This window comes from Flavihumibacter fluminis, from assembly GCF_021491375.1.
Classification (GTDB): Bacteria; Bacteroidota; Bacteroidia; order Chitinophagales; family Chitinophagaceae; genus Flavihumibacter; species Flavihumibacter fluminis.
In genome coordinates this window covers 73,129-98,909 of the sequence record NZ_JAKEVY010000007.1, presented here as the reverse complement: position 1 = coordinate 98,909, position 25,781 = coordinate 73,129, and the positions used below count along the sequence as shown (strand labels likewise).

General features: G+C 44.1%; 22 protein-coding genes. 9 read left to right on the top strand and 13 right to left on the bottom strand.

Annotated features, from left to right (window positions below; genetic code table 11):
• Window positions 1–57 precede the first annotated feature (57 nt).
• Window positions 58–501 carry a hypothetical protein gene (locus tag L0U88_RS19915; RefSeq protein WP_234868506.1) on the bottom strand — a complete coding sequence of 148 codons (444 nt, stop codon included), beginning with the start codon at window positions 499–501 and terminating at the stop codon, window positions 58–60.
• 189 nt (window positions 502–690) lie between these two features.
• Here L0U88_RS19915 and L0U88_RS19910 point away from each other — a divergent pair, with 189 nt between their 5' ends.
• Both L0U88_RS19910 and L0U88_RS19905 read left to right on the top strand, forming a co-directional pair.
• Window positions 691–1,500, top strand: a complete 810-nt coding sequence (locus L0U88_RS19910; protein ID WP_234868505.1) for a hypothetical protein — start codon at window positions 691–693, stop codon at window positions 1,498–1,500.
• A 98-nt stretch (window positions 1,501–1,598) separates the two neighbouring features.
• Window positions 1,599–1,796 carry a hypothetical protein gene (locus L0U88_RS19905; protein WP_234868503.1) on the top strand — a complete coding sequence of 66 codons (198 nt, stop codon included), beginning with the start codon at window positions 1,599–1,601 and terminating at the stop codon, window positions 1,794–1,796.
• On the opposite strand, the gene L0U88_RS19900 is transcribed toward L0U88_RS19905, so the two are convergent.
• The 4 genes from L0U88_RS19900 to L0U88_RS19885 all read right to left on the bottom strand — a co-directional run bounded on the left by L0U88_RS19900 (window position 1,797) and on the right by L0U88_RS19885 (window position 8,427).
• Window positions 1,797–4,145: an ATP-dependent helicase gene (locus tag L0U88_RS19900; protein WP_234868501.1), complete on the bottom strand. Its 2,349-nt coding sequence runs from the start codon at window positions 4,143–4,145 to the stop codon at window positions 1,797–1,799.
• Between the two features lie 138 nt (window positions 4,146–4,283).
• Entirely contained in the window at window positions 4,284–5,540 is a 1,257-nt protein-coding gene (locus L0U88_RS19895) for a vWA domain-containing protein (RefSeq protein ID WP_234868499.1), read from the bottom strand.
• Between the two features lie 155 nt (window positions 5,541–5,695).
• Window positions 5,696–7,651: an alpha-L-fucosidase gene (locus L0U88_RS19890; protein WP_234868497.1), complete on the bottom strand. Its 1,956-nt coding sequence runs from the start codon at window positions 7,649–7,651 to the stop codon at window positions 5,696–5,698.
• 92 nt (window positions 7,652–7,743) lie between these two features.
• Window positions 7,744–8,427 carry a WYL domain-containing protein gene (locus tag L0U88_RS19885; RefSeq protein WP_234868495.1) on the bottom strand — a complete coding sequence of 228 codons (684 nt, stop codon included), beginning with the start codon at window positions 8,425–8,427 and terminating at the stop codon, window positions 7,744–7,746.
• A gap of 74 nt (window positions 8,428–8,501) precedes the next feature.
• Between L0U88_RS19885 and L0U88_RS19880 the strand changes: the two genes are divergently transcribed.
• Window positions 8,502–9,290: a TspO/MBR family protein gene (locus L0U88_RS19880; RefSeq protein WP_234868494.1), complete on the top strand. Its 789-nt coding sequence runs from the start codon at window positions 8,502–8,504 to the stop codon at window positions 9,288–9,290.
• Here L0U88_RS19880 and L0U88_RS19875 read toward each other — a convergent pair.
• Together L0U88_RS19875 and L0U88_RS19870 are read right to left on the bottom strand one after the other, a co-directional pair.
• Entirely contained in the window at window positions 9,285–9,818 is a 534-nt protein-coding gene (locus tag L0U88_RS19875; RefSeq protein ID WP_234868492.1) for a hypothetical protein, read from the bottom strand. The genes L0U88_RS19880 and L0U88_RS19875 overlap by 6 nt on opposite strands.
• A gap of 153 nt (window positions 9,819–9,971) precedes the next feature.
• Window positions 9,972–12,611 carry a zinc-dependent metalloprotease gene (locus L0U88_RS19870; protein WP_234868490.1) on the bottom strand — a complete coding sequence of 880 codons (2,640 nt, stop codon included), beginning with the start codon at window positions 12,609–12,611 and terminating at the stop codon, window positions 9,972–9,974.
• Window positions 12,612–13,125: 514 nt separating this feature from the next.
• Here L0U88_RS19870 and L0U88_RS19865 point away from each other — a divergent pair.
• Window positions 13,126–14,688: a hypothetical protein gene (locus L0U88_RS19865; protein WP_234868488.1), complete on the top strand. Its 1,563-nt coding sequence runs from the start codon at window positions 13,126–13,128 to the stop codon at window positions 14,686–14,688.
• 91 nt (window positions 14,689–14,779) lie between these two features.
• On the opposite strand, the gene L0U88_RS19860 is transcribed toward L0U88_RS19865, so the two are convergent.
• Both L0U88_RS19860 and L0U88_RS19855 read right to left on the bottom strand, forming a co-directional pair.
• Complete coding sequence (locus L0U88_RS19860) at window positions 14,780–15,007, bottom strand: hypothetical protein (RefSeq protein WP_234868486.1); 228 nt, start codon at window positions 15,005–15,007, stop codon at window positions 14,780–14,782.
• A gap of 21 nt (window positions 15,008–15,028) precedes the next feature.
• Complete coding sequence (locus L0U88_RS19855) at window positions 15,029–15,796, bottom strand: glycoside hydrolase family 25 protein (protein WP_234868484.1); 768 nt, start codon at window positions 15,794–15,796, stop codon at window positions 15,029–15,031.
• A 130-nt stretch (window positions 15,797–15,926) separates the two neighbouring features.
• Between L0U88_RS19855 and L0U88_RS19850 the strand changes: the two genes are divergently transcribed.
• From L0U88_RS19850 to L0U88_RS19830, 5 genes are all read left to right on the top strand, one after another.
• Complete coding sequence (locus tag L0U88_RS19850; RefSeq protein ID WP_234868482.1) at window positions 15,927–16,910, top strand: SPASM domain-containing protein; 984 nt, start codon at window positions 15,927–15,929, stop codon at window positions 16,908–16,910.
• Between the two features lie 57 nt (window positions 16,911–16,967).
• Window positions 16,968–17,423, top strand: a complete 456-nt coding sequence (locus L0U88_RS19845) for a MarR family winged helix-turn-helix transcriptional regulator (RefSeq protein WP_234868480.1) — start codon at window positions 16,968–16,970, stop codon at window positions 17,421–17,423.
• Window positions 17,424–17,437: 14 nt separating this feature from the next.
• Window positions 17,438–18,706, top strand: coding sequence for a glycoside hydrolase family 10-like protein (locus L0U88_RS19840; RefSeq protein ID WP_234868478.1), 1,269 nt, complete (start codon window positions 17,438–17,440; stop codon window positions 18,704–18,706).
• Window positions 18,707–19,199: 493 nt separating this feature from the next.
• On the top strand, window positions 19,200–20,684 hold the full coding sequence (gene rpoN / locus L0U88_RS19835) for an RNA polymerase factor sigma-54 (protein WP_234868476.1): 1,485 nt from the start codon (window positions 19,200–19,202) through the stop codon (window positions 20,682–20,684).
• Entirely contained in the window at window positions 20,684–21,346 is a 663-nt protein-coding gene (locus tag L0U88_RS19830; protein WP_234868474.1) for a hypothetical protein, read from the top strand. The genes rpoN and L0U88_RS19830 overlap by 1 nt, the downstream gene beginning before the upstream one ends.
• A gap of 13 nt (window positions 21,347–21,359) precedes the next feature.
• Here L0U88_RS19830 and L0U88_RS19825 read toward each other — a convergent pair whose 3' ends face one another.
• From L0U88_RS19825 to L0U88_RS19810, 4 genes are all read right to left on the bottom strand, one after another.
• Complete coding sequence (locus tag L0U88_RS19825) at window positions 21,360–22,157, bottom strand: DUF3667 domain-containing protein (RefSeq protein WP_234868472.1); 798 nt, start codon at window positions 22,155–22,157, stop codon at window positions 21,360–21,362.
• 101 nt (window positions 22,158–22,258) lie between these two features.
• Entirely contained in the window at window positions 22,259–23,071 is an 813-nt protein-coding gene (locus L0U88_RS19820) for a murein L,D-transpeptidase catalytic domain family protein (RefSeq protein WP_234868470.1), read from the bottom strand.
• Window positions 23,072–23,172: 101 nt separating this feature from the next.
• Window positions 23,173–24,216 (bottom strand): AI-2E family transporter, encoded by a 1,044-nt coding sequence (locus L0U88_RS19815; RefSeq protein ID WP_234868469.1) that lies wholly within the window; start codon window positions 24,214–24,216, stop codon window positions 23,173–23,175.
• 14 nt (window positions 24,217–24,230) lie between these two features.
• Window positions 24,231–25,655 (bottom strand): MATE family efflux transporter, encoded by a 1,425-nt coding sequence (locus L0U88_RS19810; protein WP_234868467.1) that lies wholly within the window; start codon window positions 25,653–25,655, stop codon window positions 24,231–24,233.
• Between the last annotated feature and the right edge of the window lie 126 nt (window positions 25,656–25,781).

Here is a 25,781-nt window from a genome sequence, read left to right as displayed (position 1 = left end):
TCAGGCAGCAACTTAAACGGCCGTGAAAGAAAACGGTTCTCTGGTTCTATTATAATTTTAAAGGCCTATTATAAGGATTGCCTCCAGTTGATTTGAACCAATTCCGCGGGACAACTCTTCTATTTTGATTTGCTGATTAACACGATAGATTTTTTGTGCAGTCAAATGATAATATATCTTTTTCCCCTGAACCATTTCAATAGGCTTTTCAATAATGAGCGGATCTTCAGGCCCGGGGTAGCTGGTCAATTGGCGGATGGGCACCAGCGTATCCCAAATCCTGACAGGCATTGCATTTTCCAATTTGGTCTGGTGAATTGTTAACCGGATGCCGGCATCCTTTGACACTGGTTGCTCCTGCCTGATACGCGGGTCAGAAAAAATTTTAAACTGTACGAGTCCGGCTACTGGTTTTGGGTTGGATGGCAGCGGTGGCGGACTGACCGATTTATTGCAAGACGCAATTAATGCGCATGCAAGCACAAATGGTAAAAGGTTCATGATGGATAGGTAAAATGGTTAATGGATCTACGAGATGAGCAACTCTGTAGTTCTTTACGTTGCATGATTTCGACGAAAAATTCAGCTTTTCACATTTGCCGCCGATGATACCGGATTAAAAACCGCTCATCCAAAAGACATTCGTTTTTAATAGCGCGATCTGTCAGGATGTAAATAATCACCTTGTTTATGAAAAAGATGAGTCAGTTCCTTATGGTTCTAATAGCTGGCAGTGTTGTATTCAGTAGTTGCCGGAAAAATGATGATGAGCCTTCTTCTCCAACACCTTTACCTGAAAACATGAAATGGGTTAAAAAAGTAGTAGCCGGACCGAATGATTACTACGCCTATACTTACACAGGCCAGAAGCAGGTAGATTCCTATACATCCAAATGGACCTATTCACCGGAAGGACCAGTTATTCAAACCTACAAAGTAACTTATCAGTACGAGAACGGTAAAGTAAAAGAAGCTGCCACTCAAAGTGGCGGAAAGCAATTGTTTTTTTATAAAAACAATCAATTGGACCGATCAGAATTCTATTTTCCCAATGGAGAAAAATATGCTGACCATCAGTATATGTATAACAACATCAAGCAGTTGACGGAAATTATTGAAACGATTACAGAGCCCATTGAAGTAAGCCAGGTGCGAACTCAATTATTTTATGACTCAAAGGGGAATCTGACAAAAAGAGTGAATCAACAAAAAATGAAAGGAGCTAATCAGTTCCAGTTAACATCCACTTTACTGGTAGAGCAGTATGATAACAAATACCATACGGTTCCAGGTGATATCTGGGGCCAATATTTACCCGGACTAATACTTTATCGTAATAATCCTATACGAATCAAAGAATTATTACCAAACGGAACTGTGGATCAGATTGTCCACATGAGTTATGAATATGACGCCAATGGATTCCCAACAGCCCGCATACAACACATTGAGGTAAATGGTCAGCACAAGCCCTCGATACGGTTTGATTACGAATATTAAGCTTTCTACCATTCATCCCATAAAAACAACAGTTCATTAACAAATACCTTGCAGGTATTCTTATCCAGTAATAGCTTTGCAGTATCAAACCTGATTTTATGAAATTATTCTATTCACTCGCAGTTTGCCTGATTTTGTTATCAGGTTTGGCTGCAAAAGCTATTCTTCAGCCGATAGAGCCTCCGGGAGGAGCAACTACTACGGTAATTCCGGTTAAAGAGAACAAAGTACAGTCAGCAAAGCTTTCCTGGGTTAAATCCAAAATGGAAAGCCATTGCTGCGGTAAATGCAGTTGATTACTCTTCCACAATCCTGAGTTTCGCATAATTCAACATGATCTTTTTTTCTCCGTTCAATTCAAACTGAACAGTTGCGATGGGATTGTGGGCGCTTCCTTCCATTTTCAACACTTTCCCGAACCCGAATTTTTGGTGCTCAACTTTTTGTCCGGCCTGCAGATTTGAAGTATCACTTGGTATAAAATTCACTGATGGTGTATGTTCCACTACTTTGGGAGCAGCTTTCGGAGGAATATAAGAAGGTACCGTATCTTTTCTTTTTGCCGGTGGTGGTCCATATAATTTTTCTGCCTGTTCACTGGCCCCAAATCCCCGCATGCGGTCAAATGCCGAGCCTTGCGTATAACTTGCCCCCTGGTTTCTGGAACCTCCCCCGGCAAAAGTCCGATCCAGGTACTGGTTAGGAATTTCATCAATAAACCGACTGGGTTCGTTCTGTTGTAGTTGCCCGAATTTATACCTGGTATTAGCGTAGGTAATCCAAAGTTTCTGTTTCGCGCGGGTGATAACCACATAAAAAAGCCGGCGTTCCTCTTCCAGTTCTTCTCTTGTGTTGATGCTCATTGCATTTGGAAACAACATTTCTTCCAGTCCTGCTGCGAACACAACGGGAAATTCCAATCCCTTTGCCGCATGGATGGTCATCAACTTAACAGTATCCGCATTCGGATCTTTTTCATCCGCATCGGTCAGAAGCGTGATTTGCTGTAAATAGGCAGACAATCCCTTGTCGCCCACTTCCCCTTCATCATTGCTGGGAGTCTCTGTGAATTCCTTTATAGAGTTCAGCAATTCCTGCACGTTTTCATAGCGCTGTAATCCCTCAACTGTTTTGTCATTGAACAATTCCTTTACGATATTGGCCTGTTTGCCAACATGAAATGCAACATCATATGCATTTTTAGAGGCCAGCATGCTTTGGCATCCTTTGATCATGGTAACAAACTGTTCGATAGCCTCAAGGGTTCCCGCTTTGAATCCGGCCAGAGAAGCATTTTCCAGCACTTCCCACATAGTGATATTATGGGTATTGGCCATCAGCAAGATCTTATCGATGGTGGTTTTACCAATCCCCCGAACCGGATAATTTATAACTCTTTTAAGTGCTTCTTCATCACGGGTGTTTACAATTAACCTCAGGTAGGCAACAAAATCCTTGATCTCCTTTCGTGCATAGAAGCTCACTCCTCCATACATTGTATAAGGAATTCCCATCCTGCGCAAACTTTCTTCAAAAGCCCGGCTTTGTGCATTGGTACGGTATAAGATTGCGAAGTCGCGATTGCTGAAATGATTACGCAGCTTTTGTTCCTGGATCGTATCCGCTACAAATTTTCCCTCTTCGTTATCTGTCATGGTACGAACCAGCCGGATCTTTTCTCCCTCTGCATTTTCCGTCCAGAGTTCTTTTGGAATCTGTCCTTTGTTGTTATTGATAACTTCATTGGCAACATTCAGGATGCTCTTCGTACTGCGGTAATTCTGTTCCAGCTTGATCACTTTTACATCATCGTAATCTTTCTGAAACTGCAGAATATTCTGAATAGTGGCACCCCGGAAAGAATAAATCGATTGCGCATCGTCTCCCACTACGCACACATTTTCGTGGACTGCTCCCAGCAGTTTGATAATCTCATATTGTGCAGGGTTGGTATCCTGGTACTCATCAATCAGGATATACTTGAATTTATGTTGGTATTTATGTAGCGATTCTGGAAAATGTTTCAGTAGCTCATACATTTTGATCAGCAGGTCATCAAAATCCATCGCTCCATTCTTAAAGCATCGTTTGGCATAGGCGGCATAGATCTGTGCGATGGCAGGCCGGTTTGAGCGACTGTCTTCCTGCTGGATGTAGTAATCCTGGGCATATTCAGCCGGGCCAACCAGTGCGTTTTTGGCGGAACTGATCCGGTTATATACTACATTAGGCTTGTAGAGTTTATCATCCAGATTGAGCTCGTTGATTACTGTTTTTACTACAGATTTAGCATCATCGGTATCATAAATAGTAAAAGAGTTGGGGTATCCCAGATGATGCGCTTCGCTTCTTAAGATGCGGGCGAACACCGAGTGGAAGGTTCCTACGTAGAGATTTCTCGCATCCGAGTTACCCAGGATTTTTTCAATCCTTTCTTTCATCTCCTTTGCTGCCTTATTGGTAAAAGTCAGTGCCAGAATATTGAAAGCATCAATCTTATGGAAAGACATCAGGTGTGCTATTCTTGTGGTTAACACCTTGGTTTTTCCACTACCCGCACCTGCTACAATCATAAGGGGGCCATCTTTATGTAATACAGCGGCTCGTTGTTGCTCATTTAATCCGTTCAGGTAATCTTGCTTCATCAAAATCGGGCGGCGCTGGTTTAGACGATCGAAAGATCCAGCGACAAGCATGCAATTTACATAGAAATGGCCCCATGCAGAACGCGTGTTTTCCCCAGCTTGCTTCACCCGACCGGTGCCACCGGTCGGGTGAGGAGATTACGGGATCTGGATGCCTGTGCGCCGGGCCTGTTCCCGAAGGATCTTTTCCATTTCGGTAGCCAGTGTTTGTTCCACGGTTCCTGTTTTTTTGGCTTTTTCGGCAAGTATGAATTTTTCACGCTGAGCCTGAATCAGTTCCAGCTCTTTCTGTATTTCTTTTCTTTTGGAGGCGAGTGATTCAATATAGGCTTTGATTTCAGCCCTTGATTTGGATCGGATCGATTCCGGGAGGGCGGAGGGTGCTACTTTATTGTAGAACTGGGGATCTGCTTCCTGTGCATCTACCAGGTCCCACTGGGAATTCATGTATAATGATTTTTTTCCTTTTACTATTACCCGTTCTGCTGCTGCTGGCTTATTCAATTCATAGTTCTGCGCATCTGCTTCTTCCTGTTTGACTTTGCTTTCGCGACCCAATTGTCCATACCCAATGTAGGTTGCATTAAGGACCTTGTTCAGTTCAAACAAGCGATCGTCGTATGGAGTAGCCACCAGGTCAACAGCAGCGTTGGAGTTAATATGTGTAAAACTTCCATTACCGCACTCAGCACCAAGGTTCCAATGCTCATTTAATCCCTGCATGCGATCACCGCAATAAATAGTGTTTACCACCACCTGTTTTTGCTTTGCGATAGCACAGGCTTTCGTGAATGGGAGATTGCCCTGTAAAAAGTCTTCATTCCCTGCAATGAAAATTACTTTATAATGGTCAGGGCCGTCTTCCCATTTCAATTCATTCAGTGAGTTGTACATAACCTGCCCGCAATATTCATCGCCACCCATGGTAGTCAACCGGAACAGTTGGTTAGACACTTCATCCAGGTCTGTTGTGAAAGGAGTAATCTGTTGGACATATCCTGCGGAGGGTTTATTGGAGGAGCGGCCATATTCATACAGTGCAATCTCGATTTTTGGCGTATATCCATCACAGTTGGATTTTCCGAGCAGGCTCACCATGTTCCAAAGCTGAGCCTTCGCCTGCGAGATTAGGCCGTCCATGCTATTGCTCACATCCAACAGGATAGCTACCTGAATTTTTCGGGCGTATGGAGGCGCCGTCATTTGTTTTGGACTCTCCTTTACCCGGTTTGCAGGAATTGGAGTTCCGATGGGTTCAATTCTGTTTGATTCAGTGGTGATGGAAGCTGTTTTCTTTTTTGTGTTTTTTGAATTACCTACTGACGAATAAATAATTCCGGTGCAAAGCAGCAATCCTCCCGCCAGGAGGCTGCTTTTGATTAAGCGTGTTGGCATGGTGATGGTTTTCCGTTGAGATGACGCAATCGGAAAATTTTCACACAGTCAATCCTCCCTTTACAGAATGTTTAACACCCTGGGCTCGGCCGTTTACGGAAACCAGGCCTCTGTGGGAGCCTGTTTACCCGACCGGTGCCACCCGACCGGTGAAATCATAGAGCCCCAAGTTCAGCAGCAGAAATGTAATTATCCTCTACGGAAGACTTCCCGATAAATCGGAAATACCTGCAGTTGACAGGTTTTGAAAGTTGTATCACCTGCTCGATGGGATTGGCTTTAATATTGGCAAATTCCCCGGAAGCAACGCTTGTCCAGTTCTTCCCGTCGGAGCTTACCTGCCATTCGTACTGCCCAACCACCCCCCATGATCCGCCTGTGCGGGGCAGGTAGGTAAATGCCTTGACAGTTTGTGCTTTGCCCATGTCAACAACTATTTCTTGGGGAGGTGGGCTCATTTCCCGTTCATTGTTCCAGGTGTACCAAAGGGTGGAAGGATCGTTGTCAATAGCATGAAGGGCTGCACCTTTCGGATCCTTGCTTTCTGAAGAAACAGACACCACTTTCCAACCTCTTTTATCCATTGCTCCGGGAGTCATAATATTTCCATAGGAGACGGTTGGAAGCTCATCAGGTTCTTTAAAAACACCAATATCGCTCATTGCAATACTCACCGGAGATTGAAGGATCCGAACCCGCAGCTGTTGGGTGGTCAGAAAAGAGGGCAAGCGAACCAGCCGGTTGGCGCCAATACTCGTAGCCTGCGCCACTTCTTTCCAATTATTATTTTCTTTCACGTCAATGGCTATGCGCTCAATCCGTTGACCAAGCTGGATATTCTCACGTAACCGGATAATATTAAATGTTACAGGTTCTTTCCAGTCCAGTACCAGCTCAGCAGTTGTAACGCTGTCATCCGTTGCCCAATAAGAATAACGATCTTCATCGGTCAGAAATTTTACACCAAATTGTTTATCCGCATTACCGCGTGTATTGCTCGCTGTTAGTTTGGCTGCAGTTGCAAGATTATTGGAAAAGGTTTCAGCCAGCAGCTTTCCAAATTTGGACAAGGATTCCACATCATTATCGTGAAGTAAACCGCGTTTATCCGGAGCTAGTCCCAGGTCCAGGGCCCCACCCCGGCCGACACTTTTAAAATAAAGATCAAATAATTGTGCAGGAGTTTTAACACGATGGTCCTGATCGGGATGATAAAACCAGCCTGGCCGCAATGGCACATCACATTCAGCCGGCTTCCAGTATTTGCCATTTCTGGTTCCTTCCGGTGATAACCAATATTTGAGTTCACCTGGTGCTGCTACGGTTTTCCCATCCACCGGTTCCGGGGTAAAGGTAGCCCAGGAAGTTTCGGCAGCATGACCTTCCTCATTACCCACCCAGCGCACATCTCCCATATCATTGAAGATAACTGCACCAGGCTGGAGATCCCTGACCAGCTGCCAGGTTGTATCCCATCCGTAATAAGTGGTACGGTCAATATTCCTTTTTTCCCGGGCACCGCCATAATAGCCGTCTCCGCCATTAGCCCCGTCGAACCAGGTGATAAAAAGATTTCCGTAATTGGTGTAGAGCTCGCGTAACTGTTCGCGGAAAGCTTTTACATATTCATGTGATCCATAAGTTGGGAAATTGCGATCCCACGGTGAACAATAAACGCCAAATTGCAGTCCCAGTTTCCGGGCTGCATTTTCAAATTCCTTAACCATGTCTCCCTGACCATTTTTCCAGGGACTTTTGCTGATATTATAAGGTGTGGTTTTGGTTGGCCATAAAGCAAACCCATCATGATGTTTGGCAACAAGGATCAATCCTTTAAAACCTCCGTCGGCAGCCGCTTTGGCAATCTGGTTGGCATCAAATGAAGAAGGATTAAAATTGGCGGGATCCGCATCGCCATAACCCCATTCCTTATTTTCAAAAGTAGTGGGTGTAAAGTGCACGAGTACATAAGTCTCCAGTTCCTGCCAGCGCAATTGGCGTTCTTCAGGCAGTACTCCATAGGGTGCAGGAGCAGATAATTGAGGAGAGGTAGAACAGGCAGTAAAAACTGCTGCAACACACATAGTTGTGATATACCGATACAGAAACATATGACTGGTTTACCCAACGAAATTCAATCATTCTGTTTTTTAGCGGCACCTGCATATCAACCGATGCTGCTATTAAATTCACCCTGGCCGGCCTATTTCCTGGACTGTTTATCTGTGACTTTAAATTGCCGAACGGCCTCCTTTTGCTGCGGGGGGTCAATATCAGTACCTGGAGCTTTTGTCTGAAGTTCCACTATCCGTTCAGCCTTTATCTGCCTCCACTTTTCTTTCTTGGGCTGCCAGGCCAGCAGAACCCATGTTTCATCCTCTTGTTTTATTGCTACCGGCAAAATCGAATACGTTTTATTGTCTTCTCCTTTATTCTGGCTCAGGGTCAGGCGAAGGATTTTTTTCTCATTGATTGCTTCCGTGAGCTGCGAAAGCCATTCCGCACCCGCGGTGCCCTGCACGGGAGTAATATATACCGATTTGTCCTCCCCGGCCCGGGTTTTCAGCAAATCCAGAATAAAGCCTGCTTCCTGCATATACTTACAATAGCGGAAGAAATTCCCCAATTGCCCTTCCGGCATCTCCTCCAGATGATACTGATTGGTACTTGCATCATATGAAATCCGGATTCCCAGGTCAGACCGAAGCGATTCCAATAGTCGCTGAAATGTCCGCAAACTCAGCTCGCAACCCGCCTGTTGAAGCGCGTTCATTAATTCTTCCCGATTGGCACCCACAGTTTGCTGAAGGTGATGAACCAGGGTATAATACGGCAGAATATAGTCCCGGGGCGACATGGGTTTGGGTTTATTCTGAAATCTAGCCAAAATTTTGGAAATTCCCACTCAACCAAGCAAAGGCCTGGTTGTTGCAATTCTATACAAAGACCCAAACAGACAATATGAATAATTCACTAAGAACAAATTCAGTAGTTGCAGCTATCTTGATGGTAACCGTATTGGTAGTAAATGCACTTGCAGTTCTGTTACCTATCAACCAGATGAGTACCGGCGCCATTTCGGATCTATACCCGAATTATTTTGTTCCGGCAGGTTTCACTTTCAGCATCTGGTCAATTATCTATCTGTTGCTGATCTCCTTTTGCGGTTATAGTATCTGGTATGCATTCAGTAAAACCGAAAACCGATCGCTGGAATCCATGCTTTCGAAATTGTTGGCTTATTTTATCATAACCTGCATCATCAACTGTAGCTGGATTTTTATGTGGCATTACCTGCAGATTCAATTATCCCTGCTCGTGATGCTGGCATTTCTGGTTACCCTTATCATTATCTATCGCTTGCTGCTTGATAACCGGTCCAATTTTTCCAGCACCGCTTATTTCTTTCTTCAGGTACCCTTCAGCGTTTACCTTGGATGGATCAGCGTTGCTACCATAGCGAACACCACAGCCCTGCTTGTTCATAGTGGTTGGGAAGGAGGGTTCTTATCACCCGTAAGCTGGGCAGCCATAATGATGGTAGTGGCAGTAGTACTGGGACTTCTTTTCTTGCTTAAATGGAGCGATTCTGCCTATGCATTGGTAATTTGCTGGGCATTGTACGGAATTTATTTTAAGCAAAATGATGAGCCTTTACTAGCCAGGACAGCCACTATAGGAATTGGGATACTGCTAATTGTGGTATTTTATCAGTCGTGGAGAAGGATCAAAAAAAGTCCCGGGTTATAAACCCAGGACTTTCGCATCTACTGCAAATTTTGTAGTTATACTGACATCCAGGTCATCCGTAATTAGTTTGTCTGTAGTCAGTCTTGTCTTGATAATATAGGTTCCTTTTTTTAGGTAATCAGTTAATTGAACATCTGCTGTTTTCAGGAGCAGGATTGCATTGATCTGATCAGTAATATCTGTTTCGAATGCGATTTTGGTTTCCGGCAGTTGGTCTGCGTCAATAAACACTTCAATATCTTTCAAGAAATCCCAGCTTCTTCCAAAAGGTTGCGTGATCACCATTCTGAATTCCTGGAGTTTAACTGACTCCAGCATTTCTGCTTTGGTATTATTGAATGTGAGTTCGCGACTTGCCTCAGAATATACAGGAGGAGTATACAAATCATATGGCAGCAGGGTTGCGGCACCCGCTTCAATTTTTAATTCGGTACGATCTGTTACCGTAAACTGGGTCAGCTTATCAACCTTTTCACAGGCGCCTAAACCGAATGCGGCCAGGGACAGCACTGTTATAATGCGTTTCATGGGCAGGGATTTTACTAAGGATCATAACGGGGGCTGCAGTCCTTTAGTATTTTAAAATGAACCCTGCTTTCAATTTTTTCGATGAATGAACAGTTTCCAAAAACAAACAACCCCGTTTTTGGCGGGGTTGTTTGTTTTATCTAAAGTTTCTACTTACTTAACAGTTATTGCTTTATCGATCAGGAATACCAGGTTGGTTCGGTGTGCACGGGTTTGCTCATCAGGACTTGCAGCTCCTGCCAGCATAGCTTTTACTTTTTTCAATGTATGTAAAGCTGCTGCCTTGGAGGCATTGTCATATCCGGTTTTTGCTTCTACAATAGCGGCAGCACCTTTAACGAATTCAGTCTGCAGGTTCTGACGATACAGGTTCACGCTGCCACCCAGATCAGCCTGGAAAATTGCCTTTGACAGATCGCCCAACACTTCAGCAACACTATAAGTGTTTCCGTAAAGACCACTGTTGTTGATACGGGTCAGTGTTACCGGATGGAGGATATGCGCCAGAGTGCTCAGCTGGATGCTCGCAATGGTATTGGAGGGTTTTACATCTTCCGTACCATTGAAGAAACCAAATCCACGACGCTGCATCTGCAGGTAAGGGAACAGGCTGGCATCTGCAGCAAAAGCATTGGGAGCAAACAGATAGGTATTGAGCAAAGCCATCGCTTTTTTCTGATAGGCTTCAGAAACCGGAGTAAATGGTTTAGCGTTTGACTTTTGTCCGGCAAAACTGCGATCCACATAAACACCACCGATATAACGGCTAACCGCGTTTACCATCTGGGCACGCTGGCCCATCAATTGATAGTAACGGGAGCGAAGCTCAGCATAGCTTTGATCCGGCTTGGCAAAACGGGCTTGCAGTTTCGGCATCATGGAGTTAACCAGTTTGAGGCGATCTTCTGCATAAGCGACCATATCATTACTCATATCGTTCACCATAACACGGGGATCGATGGCTTTCCCAGGCGCTCTCATATCATCCGCATCGTTTCCGAAAGTCAATTGAGGATCGGTGCTACGGGAAAGAATTTTATTCAGTTCTCTTTCTTCTTCAGCCGCACTGAATGGGGTATAACCATACTGGATAGCCCAAACATCATATGGGCCAACTTTAGTAGTATAATAATCACCCTGTTTCGCACGATTGCTGTTGACGTTGAGTGAAGGGTAATCCATCACAGAACCTTGTAAACCGATTTTACGCGTAATAGACAGATCGTGCACTTCAGTTGGGCTCAGCATCTGACTCGCCTTCATATTGTGGTTCAGTCCAAGGGTGTGCCCCATTTCATGCAGGATCAGGTAATACAGGAATTGCTTATGAAGTTCTTTTACCTCTGCAGTCTGACGATCCTCATCATCCAGGGTTGCAATGGTAGCAATCCCGGTTTGAAACTGCAGGCTAAGTTCCTGTGCGATTGAACAGTTCAGGTGTTGTTTCATACCATTTACCTGGAAACTTCCATGAGCCTGTGAAGCATTCATGGCAGCTTCAGGGTTTTCCCAGGGCAGCGTTACTGCGGCACTCATCCCTCCATTAAACAAATCATCCTGAACTACAGCACCGGCTCCCGATTTCCATTCTACCGTGATATCAGCTCCGAGGATCTGACCAGTACGGGGGTTGGTAAAGCTGGGTCCGATGGCACCATAAGGAGGATTGGCAGAGCTAACCCAACGAATAACATTGTAACGGATATCTGCAGGATCCCAATCCGCATTGTCCGGCATGATCTTCATAACAACCGCATTTTTAAATCCGGCTGCTTCGAAGGCTTCATTCCATTTTTCTCCAGCTTCTTTTATAATCGGGCGAAGTTCAACGGGAGTAGTATTTTCAATCCACCATACAATTGGCTCTACCGGCTCACTGAGAGCAGCATTCGGATCTTTTTTTACCAGGTGCCAGCGATTGATGATGTCTTTATAGGGAGTTGGTGAAAGAGAAGTCAGGTCATCCACCTCTGATCCAAAATAACCAACTCTGGGATCATCGCGGCGTGCGCGAAAATCATTCTTCGGAAGTTCCAGAAAGGAATGTTGCATTTTCACGCGCACATAACGGGCATCTGTTATGTCCTTTCCTCCACCATTAAACGGCATAGGATTATCATAAGCAAGTTCAACCAGCACGTCGGTATTATTGGGGAAAGAACGAACCAGTCCATATTTTGATTTGGAGGGATTCAGGTTGCCCAAGTTGAAAACGGCACCGGGAGGTAATCCGGGTGGCATCATAGGTTTTACAGGGTCGAGTTTATCGCCCAGCAGGAGACCGTCTGCTGCTATCAGGTAGCCAAGGCTGTCTTCTATCACTACCTTTTCGGCAAACATAACGGCTTCACTAACGTCAACATTTTCAGCTCGACTAACCGCATTGTTTTTATCGTAGTAAAAGTTGGTATTCATTTGTTTGAACTCCAGCTTATCGAACGATTTTTCAACCTTGAATGGGAAGGTAGCACGAATCATATTCTGATGCAGGAATAAAGCTGTTGGTCCGCCCATTGAGAAACTCTGATAGAGATATTCTTTTCCTAATTGATCTTTGCGGATATACAGTTGCACCGAACCCGTAACAGTATCCTGGTAAAGTGTGAACAACCCTTCATGCTTTTTGCTTGATTTGGTTTTATCCTTTACAGTAGGTTTTGCCGGTGGTGCGGGAGGTGCTTTTTTTGCGGTATCAGCTGCGGGAGGAGGAGCATCCTTTTTCCCTTTTTTTTGTGCAAATGATCCGGTGGCCAATAAAAGCGCAGCCGGAATCAAAAAGGCAATTTTTCTCATGAATTCTATTTAGAATCTCAATATGCCTCAATAAAACCGGTTGGGAAAAGAATTTTACATAAATCAGAACTACAAATGATAAATGGCAACAGGGAAGGATAAATTACCTAATTGTTAAAAAATTTTAACCAATTTCTTTGTTATGTGATTGGAGACCCCTATTTTCACGTCGCCATTAAAAAAAGAAGGTCCACTGTAGACACAGTCGACCTCTAACGATTGCTTGCCATATAAAAAAATCTTCGAATCTTGTCTTTGTTCCTTTTCAGGATTCGGGATTACGGCCTCTACGATGCTTTGCTTCTAACGATTGCCTGCCATATTTTTTCACCGTTTGCTTCTAATTTGCGTTCCGATGTAAGGCCGGGCCGTTTTCTGATTTCCCGTTTGATGATGTAAAAGTAGCCCGGGAATTTTCTTCCCGAAAATCAAAATTTGAACCGGTTTATTACTCCAAAAAGGATATTTTTGCAGTTAAACCCTTATCCAGCAAGGATTTGCAGAAAATAAGTTAATGATGTCCAACCGATCTACCGACTCTCTTTTTCAACTCATAAAATCACTTCACAAGGCAGAAAAAAGGCATTTCAAGCTTTATATCAAGCGGAGTTCGGCGAAAGAGGACCTTAAAATTGTTGAATTATTTGACGCATTGGATAAACTAGCAGAGTATGATGAACGGATATTGTTGAAAAAACTGCCGTCCATCCAGAAACCACAGCTAAACAATATTAAAACCCATTTATACAAGCAGGTACTGGCCAGCTTACGGGATCTCAAAAGCACAGACACCCTGGAACTTCAATTGTCTGAACAACTTGATAATGCCAGGATACTTTACAATAAAGGTTTGAAGCACCAGGCGCTTAAAATTCTGGAAAGAGCAAGGGAGATCGCTAAAGCCAATGGCAAATTTAACTACCTGGCACAGGTGATTTCACTTGAGAAGAAAATTGAAACCCTGCATATTACCCGAAGCATCCAGGAAAAAACAGAAAAGCTAACCCAGGAAGCATTGGAGATAAGTGGACATATAGATCGTGTAACACGGCTTTCCAACCTGGCGTTGAGATTATATGGCTGGTACACCAAACATGGTCATGCCCGCAATGAAAAAGATGAAGCAGGCATCCGGCAGTTTTTTAAAGAGCAATTGCCGGAAGATGCATTTCAGCTGACGGATTTTTACGAACGACTCTATCTGTACCAGAGTTACACCTGGTATGCGTTTATCCGGCAGGATTTCCTGATGTATTACCGGTATGCCCAGAAATGGGTAGATCTCTTTGATGAAAATGAGGTCATGAAAAAGGTGGAATTAGGTCACTACATCAAGGGAATGCACAACCTTTTGAATGCCCATTTTGACCTTCGGAATTATCAATTGTTTGAAAAAGTGCTGGAAGAGTTTGAGGCTTTTTCACACACGCCGATTGCACTCCAACACGATAATTTCAGGATCCATACCAGCATCTACATCAATAGTGCCAGGTTAAACTGGCACCTGATGACAGGAACCTTTAAGGAAGGACTCAAAATGGTAGACAGGGTATTAACTAACCTGGATGAGTATGCGCTCTATGTTGACCCGCACCGGATTGTGGTTTTCAATTATAAACTGGCGACCTTGTATTTCGGAAGTGGAGATTACAATACCAGTATTGATTTCCTGCAGAAGATCATCAATGACACATCAGCGGATCTGCGGATAGATCTGCAAAGTTATGCCCGACTGATGCACATGCTTGCTCATTATGAGCTGGGAAATGATGAGATCATCGAATCACTGATTAAATCCGTCTATCGCTTTATGGCGAAAATGAAAAATCTGACGGTAGTGGAAGAAGAAATGTTCCGTTTTATCCGCCATTCATTTGGCGTATCTCCAAGAAAAATGAAACCAGAGCTGGAAAAGTTCCTGCATAAAATCAAGCACCTGGAAAAAGACCGTTTTGAAACCAGGGCATTTGCTTACCTGGACATCATTTCCTGGGTTGAAAGCAAAGTGTATGAAAAGCCAATGGCTGAAATCATAAATGAGAAGTACCGAAAGAGCAGAAAGAGAAAATATATGTGAGACGGGAGAAGAGGGAGGAATGGAAGAAGGAGAATGGAGACGGGAGACAAAGGAGACGGGAGACGGAGGAGCCGGGGAAGGGGACGAGGGTTCAGGATTTTGAGGACCACATTTTATAAAAGTAACGGATCATCCAGATAAAAGAACCGAGGGCGAAAATATAACAGATATAGTTACCCGCTTTGGGAGTTTCATCAAAGAAAAACCATCCGGCATATAACCCAATAGTCATGTTGAGCAGCATCCAGAGTGCTCCTATGGAAACTGTCATCAGTGTTTTATACAGCAGGTCCCGGGCATCTTGTTCCATTCCGCTCATACTTGATTTTTTTCAAAGCTACTACTCTATCAGCAGGTCGCGAAAATCTGTTGAATCTCCGTTAAAGACGTTGAAATCCACTTTCCCTCGGATACCGCTAACCCTTCCGGTTTCGCTGTATTGCCAAAAGGCCCAGTTCCGCGCGATTCGGGGCCGGTCTTTTTTAAGATAATGTGCCACCCAGAGCGGGTAGCTGTCAAATTCATCTTTTAAGTGCCGATTATAAAAATCAACATTAGTATAAATGATGGGCTTAACGCCATAATGTGCTTCCAGCCGATCGAGAAAGGCTTTCACTTCCGACCTCAGCCTGGAATTGCTAACCCCATAGGTTTGTTCAACATCCAAAACAGGAGGCAAATCTCCTTTTTCCAGTTCCACGCGACGAATAAAATTTTCTGCCTGTTCAGCACCGCTTTTGGGTGCAATAAAAAAATGATACGCTCCTCTTGGCAAACCGGCTTCTTTGGCATGCTTCCAGTTGCGCCGGAATTGCTGGTCCATATTACCCAAACCTTCGGTGGCTTTTATGAAGACAAATCCGATTTTCACATCTTCTGCCCGCATCGCCTTTACCGCTTCCCAATTGATGCGCTGTTGGTATTTGGACACATCAATTCCATGAATTTGAAAATTGGTTGGTATTTCAATTCCAAAATCATCGTAATGTTCAAAATCAGGTTCCGATGTAGCGAACCACCACCAGGCTAAAAAGCCGACCAGTACCAGAACAAGCACTGCCAGTAAATATTTAGGTCCGGATTCCTGACCTTTTTTCTTTTTTGCCATCGCGCGCAAAAATAGGTATTTACTTCACTCCACCCGGGAGATAGCATCCGGCAGGGGCGGTGTGAAGCCAGGATTGTATCTTTGGCCAATGCCGTTTCATTTTAGAGACTCGATGAATATGCTGCGCAAGATGAGTGTCCGAAGGGCATGGAACGCTGCAAAAGTGCTCAGCAGTTATTATATCAGCAAATACAGCGGGAAAGCCGTACAATGGGGAGTTCCGATTTCCATTAGCGTGGAGCCGACCACTTCCTGCAATCTTCGCTGTCCGGAATGCCCAAGCGGACTAAGAGCCTTCACACGTCCGACCGGAATGTTGCAGCCTAATTTTTTCCGCAATACCATTGATCAATTATACAAGGACTTATTTTACCTGGTGTTTTATTTCCAGGGTGAACCCTACCTGAATCCGGAGTTCCTTGACATGGTGAAGTATGCATCCGAAAAGGGAATATATACAGCCACATCCACCAATGCACATTACCTTACCGAAACCAATGCAAGGAAAACAGTGGAGAGCGGCCTGGATCGCCTCATCATTTCAATTGATGGGACCACCCAGGAAGTATATCAGCAATACAGGATAGGCGGCAAATTGGAAAAAGTACTACAGGGTGCACGAAACATAGTACAGGCCAAAAAAGAAATGGGCTCACAAAAACCATTTGTTGTATTTCAATTCCTCGTAGTAAAACCAAATGAACACCAGATTGAGGATGCAAAAGCATTGGCAAAATCAGTAGGCGTGGATGATATCTGGCTGAAGACTGCCCAGGTATATGACTATGAAAACGATCCCAATCAACTGATTCCAACGATAGAGAAATACAGCAGGTATAAGAAAAACAAGGATGGTCAGTATGCATTTAAAAACAAGTTGCTGAATCATTGCTGGAGGGCCTGGCATGCAACGGTAATAACCTGGGACGGGTTGGTAGTACCCTGTTGTTTTGACAAAGATGCACAACATCGCCTCGGCGATCTTAAAAAAGCCAGTTTTCGAGAAATATGGGAGGATCCTACTTACCAAAAATTCCGATCCGCACTGCTTAAAAGTCGCGCTAATATCGATATTTGCGCCAACTGCTCAGAGGGAACACGCGTCTGGGGATGAGTAACTCCAATTCGTTTAATTTCATTTTCAGTAATTTTAAACCTGAACATACCTGTTATGAGTATTAACAAAGACATCAACCAGCGGAAATTCAGGAATGAGCATCAGAAAGCCATGATCAACCTGATCTTTTCCTATAACTGGCTGATGGAAAATACCCGTAAACACCTGGACCAGTACGACCTGACCAACCAGCAGTTTAATATCCTGCGGATTTTGCGTGGGGCAGGTGAACCACTCAGCACCTTGCAGATCAGGCAGCGGATGCTGGATAAAATGAGCGATACCTCAAGAATAGTAGATCGCCTGGTAAAAAAAGGACTGGTCAGCAAAGTTATTTGCAGCACCGACCGCCGGCTCGTTGATGTTACCATATCGGAAAAAGGACAATTGTTACTTACTGAAATGGATAAACATGAAAACGAATGGGACAGCCTGCTAAAAAACCTCAATGAAAAAGAGGCCAACGAATTAAACAACCTGCTCGATAAACTTCGCAACAGTCAGGATTAACCGAAAACAGAATCATGTCAGTAAAACAATCATTGCTATCAGCAATCAGTATCCTATTTCTCTCTACCCTGGTAATCGCTCAGCAACCTGCAGCACCTAAACCGCCACCTATGGAAGTTGGCTCTGCCACCAATGAATTCAGAGCAGCCTGGATTGCCACTGTTACCAATATCGACTGGCCTACAAAAGGCACTACCGATCCGGCCAAACAAAGAGAGGAATATATACGGATGCTGGAAATGCATAAAAAAAACGGACTCAATGCAGTAATCGCACAGGTTCGTCCGGCTGCTGACGCATTCTACCCCTCTCCCTACGAGCCCTGGAGTGAATGGTTAACCGGCAAACAGGGAAAACCACCTGTGCCTTACTATGACCCGCTTCAATTCATGATTAACGAGGCCCATCAAAGAGGTATGGAATTTCATGCATGGCTGAATCCTTACCGCGCCGTATTCAATATAAAAACCACCCTGACAGACCCCAATCATATCACAAGGACCTTTCCTGAGTGGTTTCTGACTTATGGCGATAAAAAATATTTCGATCCGGGTAATAAGAATGCCCAACAGTTTGTAGTAAACATTGTGCGTGATCTGGTAAAAAGATACCCGGTTGACGGCATTCACTTTGATGACTACTTCTATCCTTACCGCATCGCAGGTAAAGAGTTCCCCGACCAGAAATCCTATAAAGTTTTCGGGGTAGGCATGAGCGTGGATGAATGGAGAAGAAGTAATGTGGATTCTATTATCCGCCATCTTGCAATTGCAATAAAAGCTGAAAAACCCTGGGTGAAATTCGGGATATCTCCGTTTGGTGTTTGGCGTAATAATGATAAGGATCCCCGGGGCAGCGCTACTTCAGCCGGACAAACCAACTATGACGACCTTTATGCCGATATATTACTCTGGCTAAAAGAAGGCTGGATCGATTATGTAGCACCGCAGTTGTATTGGGAATTCGGTCACAAAGCTGCAGCATTTGAAGTATTGCTGGACTGGTGGAGCAAGAACACCTATGGCAAACATTGTTATATCGGATTGGGGATTTATAGGGCAGGCTCTAACAGTGCCTGGAAGGACCCCAACCAACTGCCCCGAATGATCCAGGCTGTGCGAAACACCCCCAATATGCATGGAGTAATCTATTTCAGCAGTAAAAGTTTTGAAAAGAATCCAAATGGATGGAACGACAGCCTGAAGAATAACTATTACCGGGATCCCGCTACCATCCCTTCAATGGAATGGATGGCCCCCAACCCAAGATCTCTTACTTATTGAGCTTATTTGCCTTCAAGCGCATTTACATATTCCAAGGAACCCAAACGAAACCGGAGCGGAAGCCCGGTTTTTTGTTGCAACCGATATTCCCCCACGCAAATTATCCCCCATTGAGAAAGAATAAAATCAGGTGCAATTGATTTTATTCCCAATGGCTGCTGCAGGCCTGGTTTGAGGAGAACAGATTGAACGTCAACTGACTCCTCCGGCAGCTTGTAAATTTTAAAAGCCAAATCCCTAAAATTAGGAGTTTTTGAAGGTTTATCCTGTACATTCCTGAACCGAACCCGAATCGTAACATATTCGTCAAAATCCTTCCAAACGCGCGCTGATTGAGCATTTGCAAAGACTGGCGACCAACAGGTGCCGAGCATTATCATTATTTTAAGGAAAGATTTCACCCCTACTCCAACTTATTGTGTAATTTACGGCCTGATTTTTGTGGATAGCGCGCCTTTTCAAAAAAGAAGCGTATAAACCCTGAACATAACGAATGGCATTAGGTCAAAGTTTACAGCAGAAATTACTACAAAAACTGTCTCCCCAGCAGATTCAGTTGATGAAGCTTTTGCAGGTGCCAACGGCCAACCTGGAAGAGCGGATCAAGGAAGAATTGGAAGAGAACCCGGCCCTGGAACAATCAGATGAAGCAAGTGATGATAGTTTCGATGAAACAAGGGATGAATTTGAATCTGCAGAAGATGAATTTGAAACCGAAGGGTCGGAAGAAGAGTATGACAATATTGACATCAGCGAATATGTTTCTGAAGGGGATGATGATATTGCAGATTACCGGTTAAGGGATGATAATTATCCGGAAATGGATGACAAGCAGGTAACGCCCTTTAAAATTGAATCTACCCTCCATGATTTGCTCGCTGATCAACTGGGTATGCTTACATTGGACGATCGCCGGCGTAAAATTGCCGAACAGATAGTAGGTAGTATTGATGATGATGGTTACCTGCGCAGGGAAACCACATCGATTCAGGACGACCTTGCTTTTCGTCAGAACATTGAAGCTTCCGAAGAAGAAATTGAAGAATTAATCTCCCTTATACAACAGTTTGATCCTGCTGGAGTTGCTGCCCGAAATCTGCAGGAATGTCTGCTGCTGCAGCTGGAACGCAAAAAACATGAAGGCACTGCTGTTCAGGGAGCCATCGAAATTCTAACGAACTATTTCGACGAGTTTACCAAAAAACATTACGATAAGATACAACGCGGATTGAATATTGACGATGAAGAACTAAAACAGATTATACAGCAAATCATTCGGCTGAGTCCCAAACCCGGAGGCAATGTAGGGGAAGTCAACAAAGCGGAAAGTTATGTGGTTCCTGATTTCTTCATTTACAATACAGGCGGTAAGCTCGAGATAACATTAAACAGCAAGAATGCCCCTGACCTGCGTGTAAGTGAAGGATACCGGGATATGTTGAAAGAATATGATCGTGGCACAAAGAAAGACAAGCGACAGAAGGAAGCCGTCATGTTCATCAAGCAAAAAATTGATGCAGCCAAATGGTTTATTGATGCCATCAAACAACGGCAGCAAACCCTGATGATGACCATGCAAACCATACTGGATTACCAGTATGAATTTTTTCTCACGGGCGATGAAACCACACTCCGCCCAATGATTCTCAAGGATATTGCGGAAAGAACCGGGCTAGACATCTCTACGGTAAGCCGGGTTGCCAACAGCAAGTTTGTACAAACCGAATTTGGGACCTATCGGTTAAAATTCTTTTTCAGTGAAAGTCTCAGTACGGATAGTGGCGAGGAAGTAAGCACCCGTGAAGTTAAAAAGATCCTGAGTGATCTGGTGGCCGGTGAACACAAAAGAAAACCACTGAGCGATGAACGTTTAACCGAACTATTACAGGAAAAAGGTTATAACATTGCACGCAGAACAGTGGCAAAATACCGGGAACAACTAAACATTCCGGTTGCTCGATTAAGAAAGGAATTATAATGAATCAAGCCAATATGGATCTGGGATCAGGTAGCAGGCAGGGTTGGCTCCCTCGTGCCTTTGCACATGTGGTATCCATTGTTTTTCATCCCCTATTTATACCCAGTTATATAGCGGCATTCCTGCTTTTCTTACACCCGTTCGCATTTGCAGGAGACTCAGACCTGTATAAAAAAATCAAACTGACGTCAGTTTTTGTAAGTACAGCTTTCTTTCCTGCATTTACGGTTTTCCTTCTCAAACAACTAGGTTTTGCCACCAGTATACGGTTGAAAACACAGAAGGAGCGAATTATCCCGATCATCGCCTCCATGGTGTTTTATTTCTGGATTTTCTATGTGGCTAAAAACCAGGGCGATAATCCGACAGAACTGGTACAGATGTTATGTGCGGTATTTGTGTCCAGCATCATTGCACTTACTGCCAATAATTTTATGAAGATCAGTCTGCATGGAATTGCCATGGGAGTCCTGTCAGGCTTTTTTCTTTACCAGGCCTGGATCAGTTTTATTCCGATGGGTTTACCGCTGATGGTAGCCATTCTCATCACAGGCATGGTTGGTACTGCGAGACTGATATTGGGTGAACATGATTACAAGGAATTAATTGCCGGCTACCTTACTGGTCTTATATCCCTGGCGATTGCTGTTGTTGTCATATAACAATCTCTGCCTTTTAGCCCCCCTGGATATACAATCCAATTATTGTGCGTGTGAGGGAAGACCACAGTATAATGGCCAACGCACTTACCATAAAAACCCGTACCCAGCCCATCCAACCCTTTACCTGCAGCAGTTGCCCATAGGCAAATGCATAGTACAAACAATGACTTAGCAGCATAGGAACCAGCACCCAATACATAGCCGGTGGCTGTCGGAAAAATGCCATTAAAGGATAAAAAAGGACAGAGCTGAACAAAATCACAAATGCATTAAAAAACACATTGGCAACCAGGTGTTCTGCATAATTCAAGCCTGTTTTTTTGTAAGCCAGGAAATATACAAGGGCAATGAAAGGTACAGCGATGAGCATCACAAGATTCTGTCTTTTATTCATGAATTCACCAACTTTCTTCGCCCGCCTGGCAATTTCCAGCATATTAGGATCAATAGACTTACCAGATGCAGATGGCTTAACTGATCCAGCAGGAACACTATCCTTATGAAACTCCCCAACCCAACCAAGAACCAGTATGGAAAAGGCAGCTACCAGTAATAAAAAAGTAAAGGGATTAAAATATTTTTTTCGTTTCCCATTGAGATATTCCCTAACCAGAATACCCGGACGAAGAGCTAAACCGGAAATCAGGCCAAATACGCTTTTATCTGTGTGCGTAAACGCATGAAAAAATTCATGAAGAATATGACTGAAGCTAAAACGATGTGTATTAAGGGCTTGTCCGCAGTTGCTGCAGTAATTGGCTCCTTCAATAGAATCCAAACTACAATTCAGGCAGGATGATTGATTTGACACTTGTTGATATACTAATTTTCCTGAATATAAAAAGAAAAGCCCAATCTACGGATTGAGCTCTTGCTTAGGGGTGTCCAAACCAGCCTTTGTCTATGTCCAAGCTAAACGTTAAGAATTTTTGACGAATTCAGGTATTTCTTTGAGGGATGATAGATAAACAAACAGGAACCCTGCTTGATCGTTTCAATAATTTTCGGAGCAAGTTCCTGGGGAACCGCCGGACATCCATAACTTCTTCCGGTCATTTTGTTAGACTTGAGAAACTCCTTGCCAACATAATCCGATCCATGTACAACAATATGACGGGCCAATGCTTTATCGTTAATTCCTCTTTCAAGTCCGTCAATTTTTAATGATAATCCATGCTCTCCATAATAAGTTGATCGGGTTACATAAAACCCAAGACTGCTCTGGTGAGATTCCGGACGATTGGAAAAATTACGGGCAAACTCAGAACCCGAGTTGCGTCCATGTGCTACAAAAGTATGCATCAGTAATTTTTGCGCTTCCACATCAATGATATATAATCTCCTGCGTTTGGAAGACTGACTGAAATCACAAATGGATAACACATCATCCCGGCGGATTTTTCCTTTAGAAAGCAGGTTCTTATATCCTTTCCAGGCAAATTGAAAAGCTTGTCGCGATAGCCCCTTGCGTGCGAGTCCCAGGTTGGAATAAATTGAATCCGCTGCAAGCAGTACAACATCCTTTGCAGGCAATTCCAGTTTGGAGATGGAAGGTTTTAGTGTATCTACAACCGGAGCAGGCATTGAAACAGAAGCTAATAATCTAGCCGGGCCATTTTTAGCGGCCATACTGGTGGTCACATTGCTAGGAACCATCAGATGAATTGACAACAGGACAAAAAACACTGTTGCCCTTAGGGTACGTTTGGATATTTTGTAATTCATGGACAATTGGATTGTAATAACGGGCGCTAACTTGCAAATAGTGTGCGTGTTTTTACGTAAAATCCAAAAGAATTCAAAAAACTCAGTTGAAGAACAAATATTTAAATTGATTCATTTTCCGTGAACTCCGGAATCTGCTCTGCTTCTGTAAATTCCAGTTGATAAATCCGAATGAGCAGAATAAAAACAGAAATCAGCAAGGGTCCAAAAACCAGTCCGATAAACCCGAATAAATTAATACCCAGAATTACTCCAAATACGGTGATTAACGGATGCACGTCCCCGATTTTCTTTTGTAACCAGAACCGGAAAATATTATCGGATGTGCCGATGACACCGAAACCAAATATCAGCATTGCTACCCCCATCCAGGTATTACCTTCTACAAAAAAGATAATTGCCAGCGGGATATAGGCGATAGCTGCACCAATGATCGGGATCATGGAACCAATACAGGTAATCGCAAACCATAAAAAAGGCTCTTTTACCCCCATCAGCAAATAACCTCCTAATCCGATTATACCCTGGATGATGGCAATCAGCGGAATTCCGATTGCATTGGAGAAAACAAGTGAGTTAATCTGTTCCTGCAACTGATGCTGATTCTTACGCGACATAGGCAGCCATTGAAAAATATTGTACTCTGAATTGCGGCCACCCATCAGCATGAAGTACAATATAAAATACATCACCACCAGGGTTGTAAGCGTATTAAAAGTGGCTCCCAGCAGGATTGGCAGTTCCTGTGCAGCAAGTCCTCCTAATTTGGACATGGATTGTTCACTGATCAATTGGAAGCCGACCTTCTGTTCGAGGTTTTCAATGAATTTCCCAATGGCCTCTACAGCCTGCTGCAATTGGATACCCGATCCTTTCAGTCTATTAACCAGCATACTGATAACTCCTGCTATGGGAAGCACAATAATCATAAATGAAAGCAGCATTAAAGAAGCTGCTGCCAGCGAAGGTTTCCATCCTCTGATCACGAGGATACGCATCCAGCGGTTCATCAGAATAAATAAAGTAAAAGCTCCGAGAGCGGCAGGCAAAAAGGCTCTTAGCTCGAAAAAAAGGATGCCGCCCAGCAAGAGCAGCATCAACAAAAAAACTACCTGGCGGAGTTTATCAGCGTTTAAATAACTCATGTTCTAATTTACCATTATATGACAACATCTTTCCATCGGCCTTTCAAAAAAAGTATCCAGGCCGCGATGGTAATGGAAGTTTCGGCCACTGGTATGGCAATAAATACACCAAGTGGGCCAAGTCCTAATGGTTTGGAAAGGATATAAGCCAGAGGAATCTGGAAAAACCAGAAACCTACCAGGTTGATTCTCGTTGGAGTTTTGGTGTCTCCTGCACCATTGAACGCATTGGCCATCACCATTCCGATACCGTAGAAAATAAATCCGGCACTCATGATTTGCAGGGCCTGGGTTCCGATTCGTTTTACTTCAGGTTCATGGGTAAAAAAACCAACAACCCATTCCGCGGCAGCAAAAAACACCAGCATTACTATTCCCATAAAAATGGCATTATATCGCGCGGTAGCATAAACCGACTGAACAGCACGATCCGGTTTCCGGGCACCGAGGTTTTGTCCCACCAATGTTGCAGCTGCATTGGACATACCCCAGGCAGGCAGAATAAAAAATACCATAATCCGAATAGCGGTCTGGTACCCTGCGGAAGCAGCAGAATGGCCTGTTTCAGCAACCAGCTTAGCCAGGAATATCCAGGAACAGGATCCGATAATGAACTGTGCCGTACCGGGGGCTGCAATTTTGAAAAGTGAGCGGATCACCTTCCAATCGGGCAGCCAGGTCGCCAGCCTAAGATTCACCATCGTGTTTCCCCGGAACAGGTAATAAAGTTGGTAGCAAACGCCTATTCCCCGGCCAATAGTGGTAGCCAGTGCAGCACCAATCAATCCCATTCCGGGTATTGGGCCCCATCCGAGGATGAGGATCGGACAGAGCAGAATATTGGCAATATTGGCGATCATCAGGCTTTTCATAGCCATGGACGCATCTCCGGCACCCCGGAAAATTCCATTGATCAGGAAGAGCAAAGTAATCACCAGGCTGGTGCCCATCATCAGCCTGGTATAAGGCGTACCAATCCGAACCGTTTCCGGTTCTGCACCCATCCAGCGCAGGATATCAGGCGCCAGTACAAGTCCAACTATGCTCACTGCCACTGCAATACCAATTCCAACCAGGAGAGATTGCATTGCTGCGTGAGCCGCCCCTTTTTTATCTTTTTCACCTACTCTTCTGGCTACCATAGCAGTTGCTGCCATACTTACACCGATTGCCATGGCATAGACCAGCGATAATACCGATTCGGTTAAACCGACTGTTTGGATATTGTGCTGGCTGTCGGGAAGTTGACCGACAAAATAAAGATCCACGATGGCAAAAACACTCTCCATGCCCATTTCGATAACCATGGGAATGGCTAATAAGAATACCGCCCGGCGAATGCTACCGGTTGTATAGTCCTGCTCTTCACCCCGAAGTGCAGTTTTGATAATGGTCCAGATGCTACCCGATTTTAAGGTAGTAGAATTATTATTTCGCATTGTTTACGTACTAAAGAATAACAAATAGGCCAGGAAGGCCAGTTTGGTAAAAGAACCTGGAGGTTCTGTAAAGTTGTGATCCGATAGGATCAGTGCCGGAGGTGCCGGCCAATTAGAAAATCATAA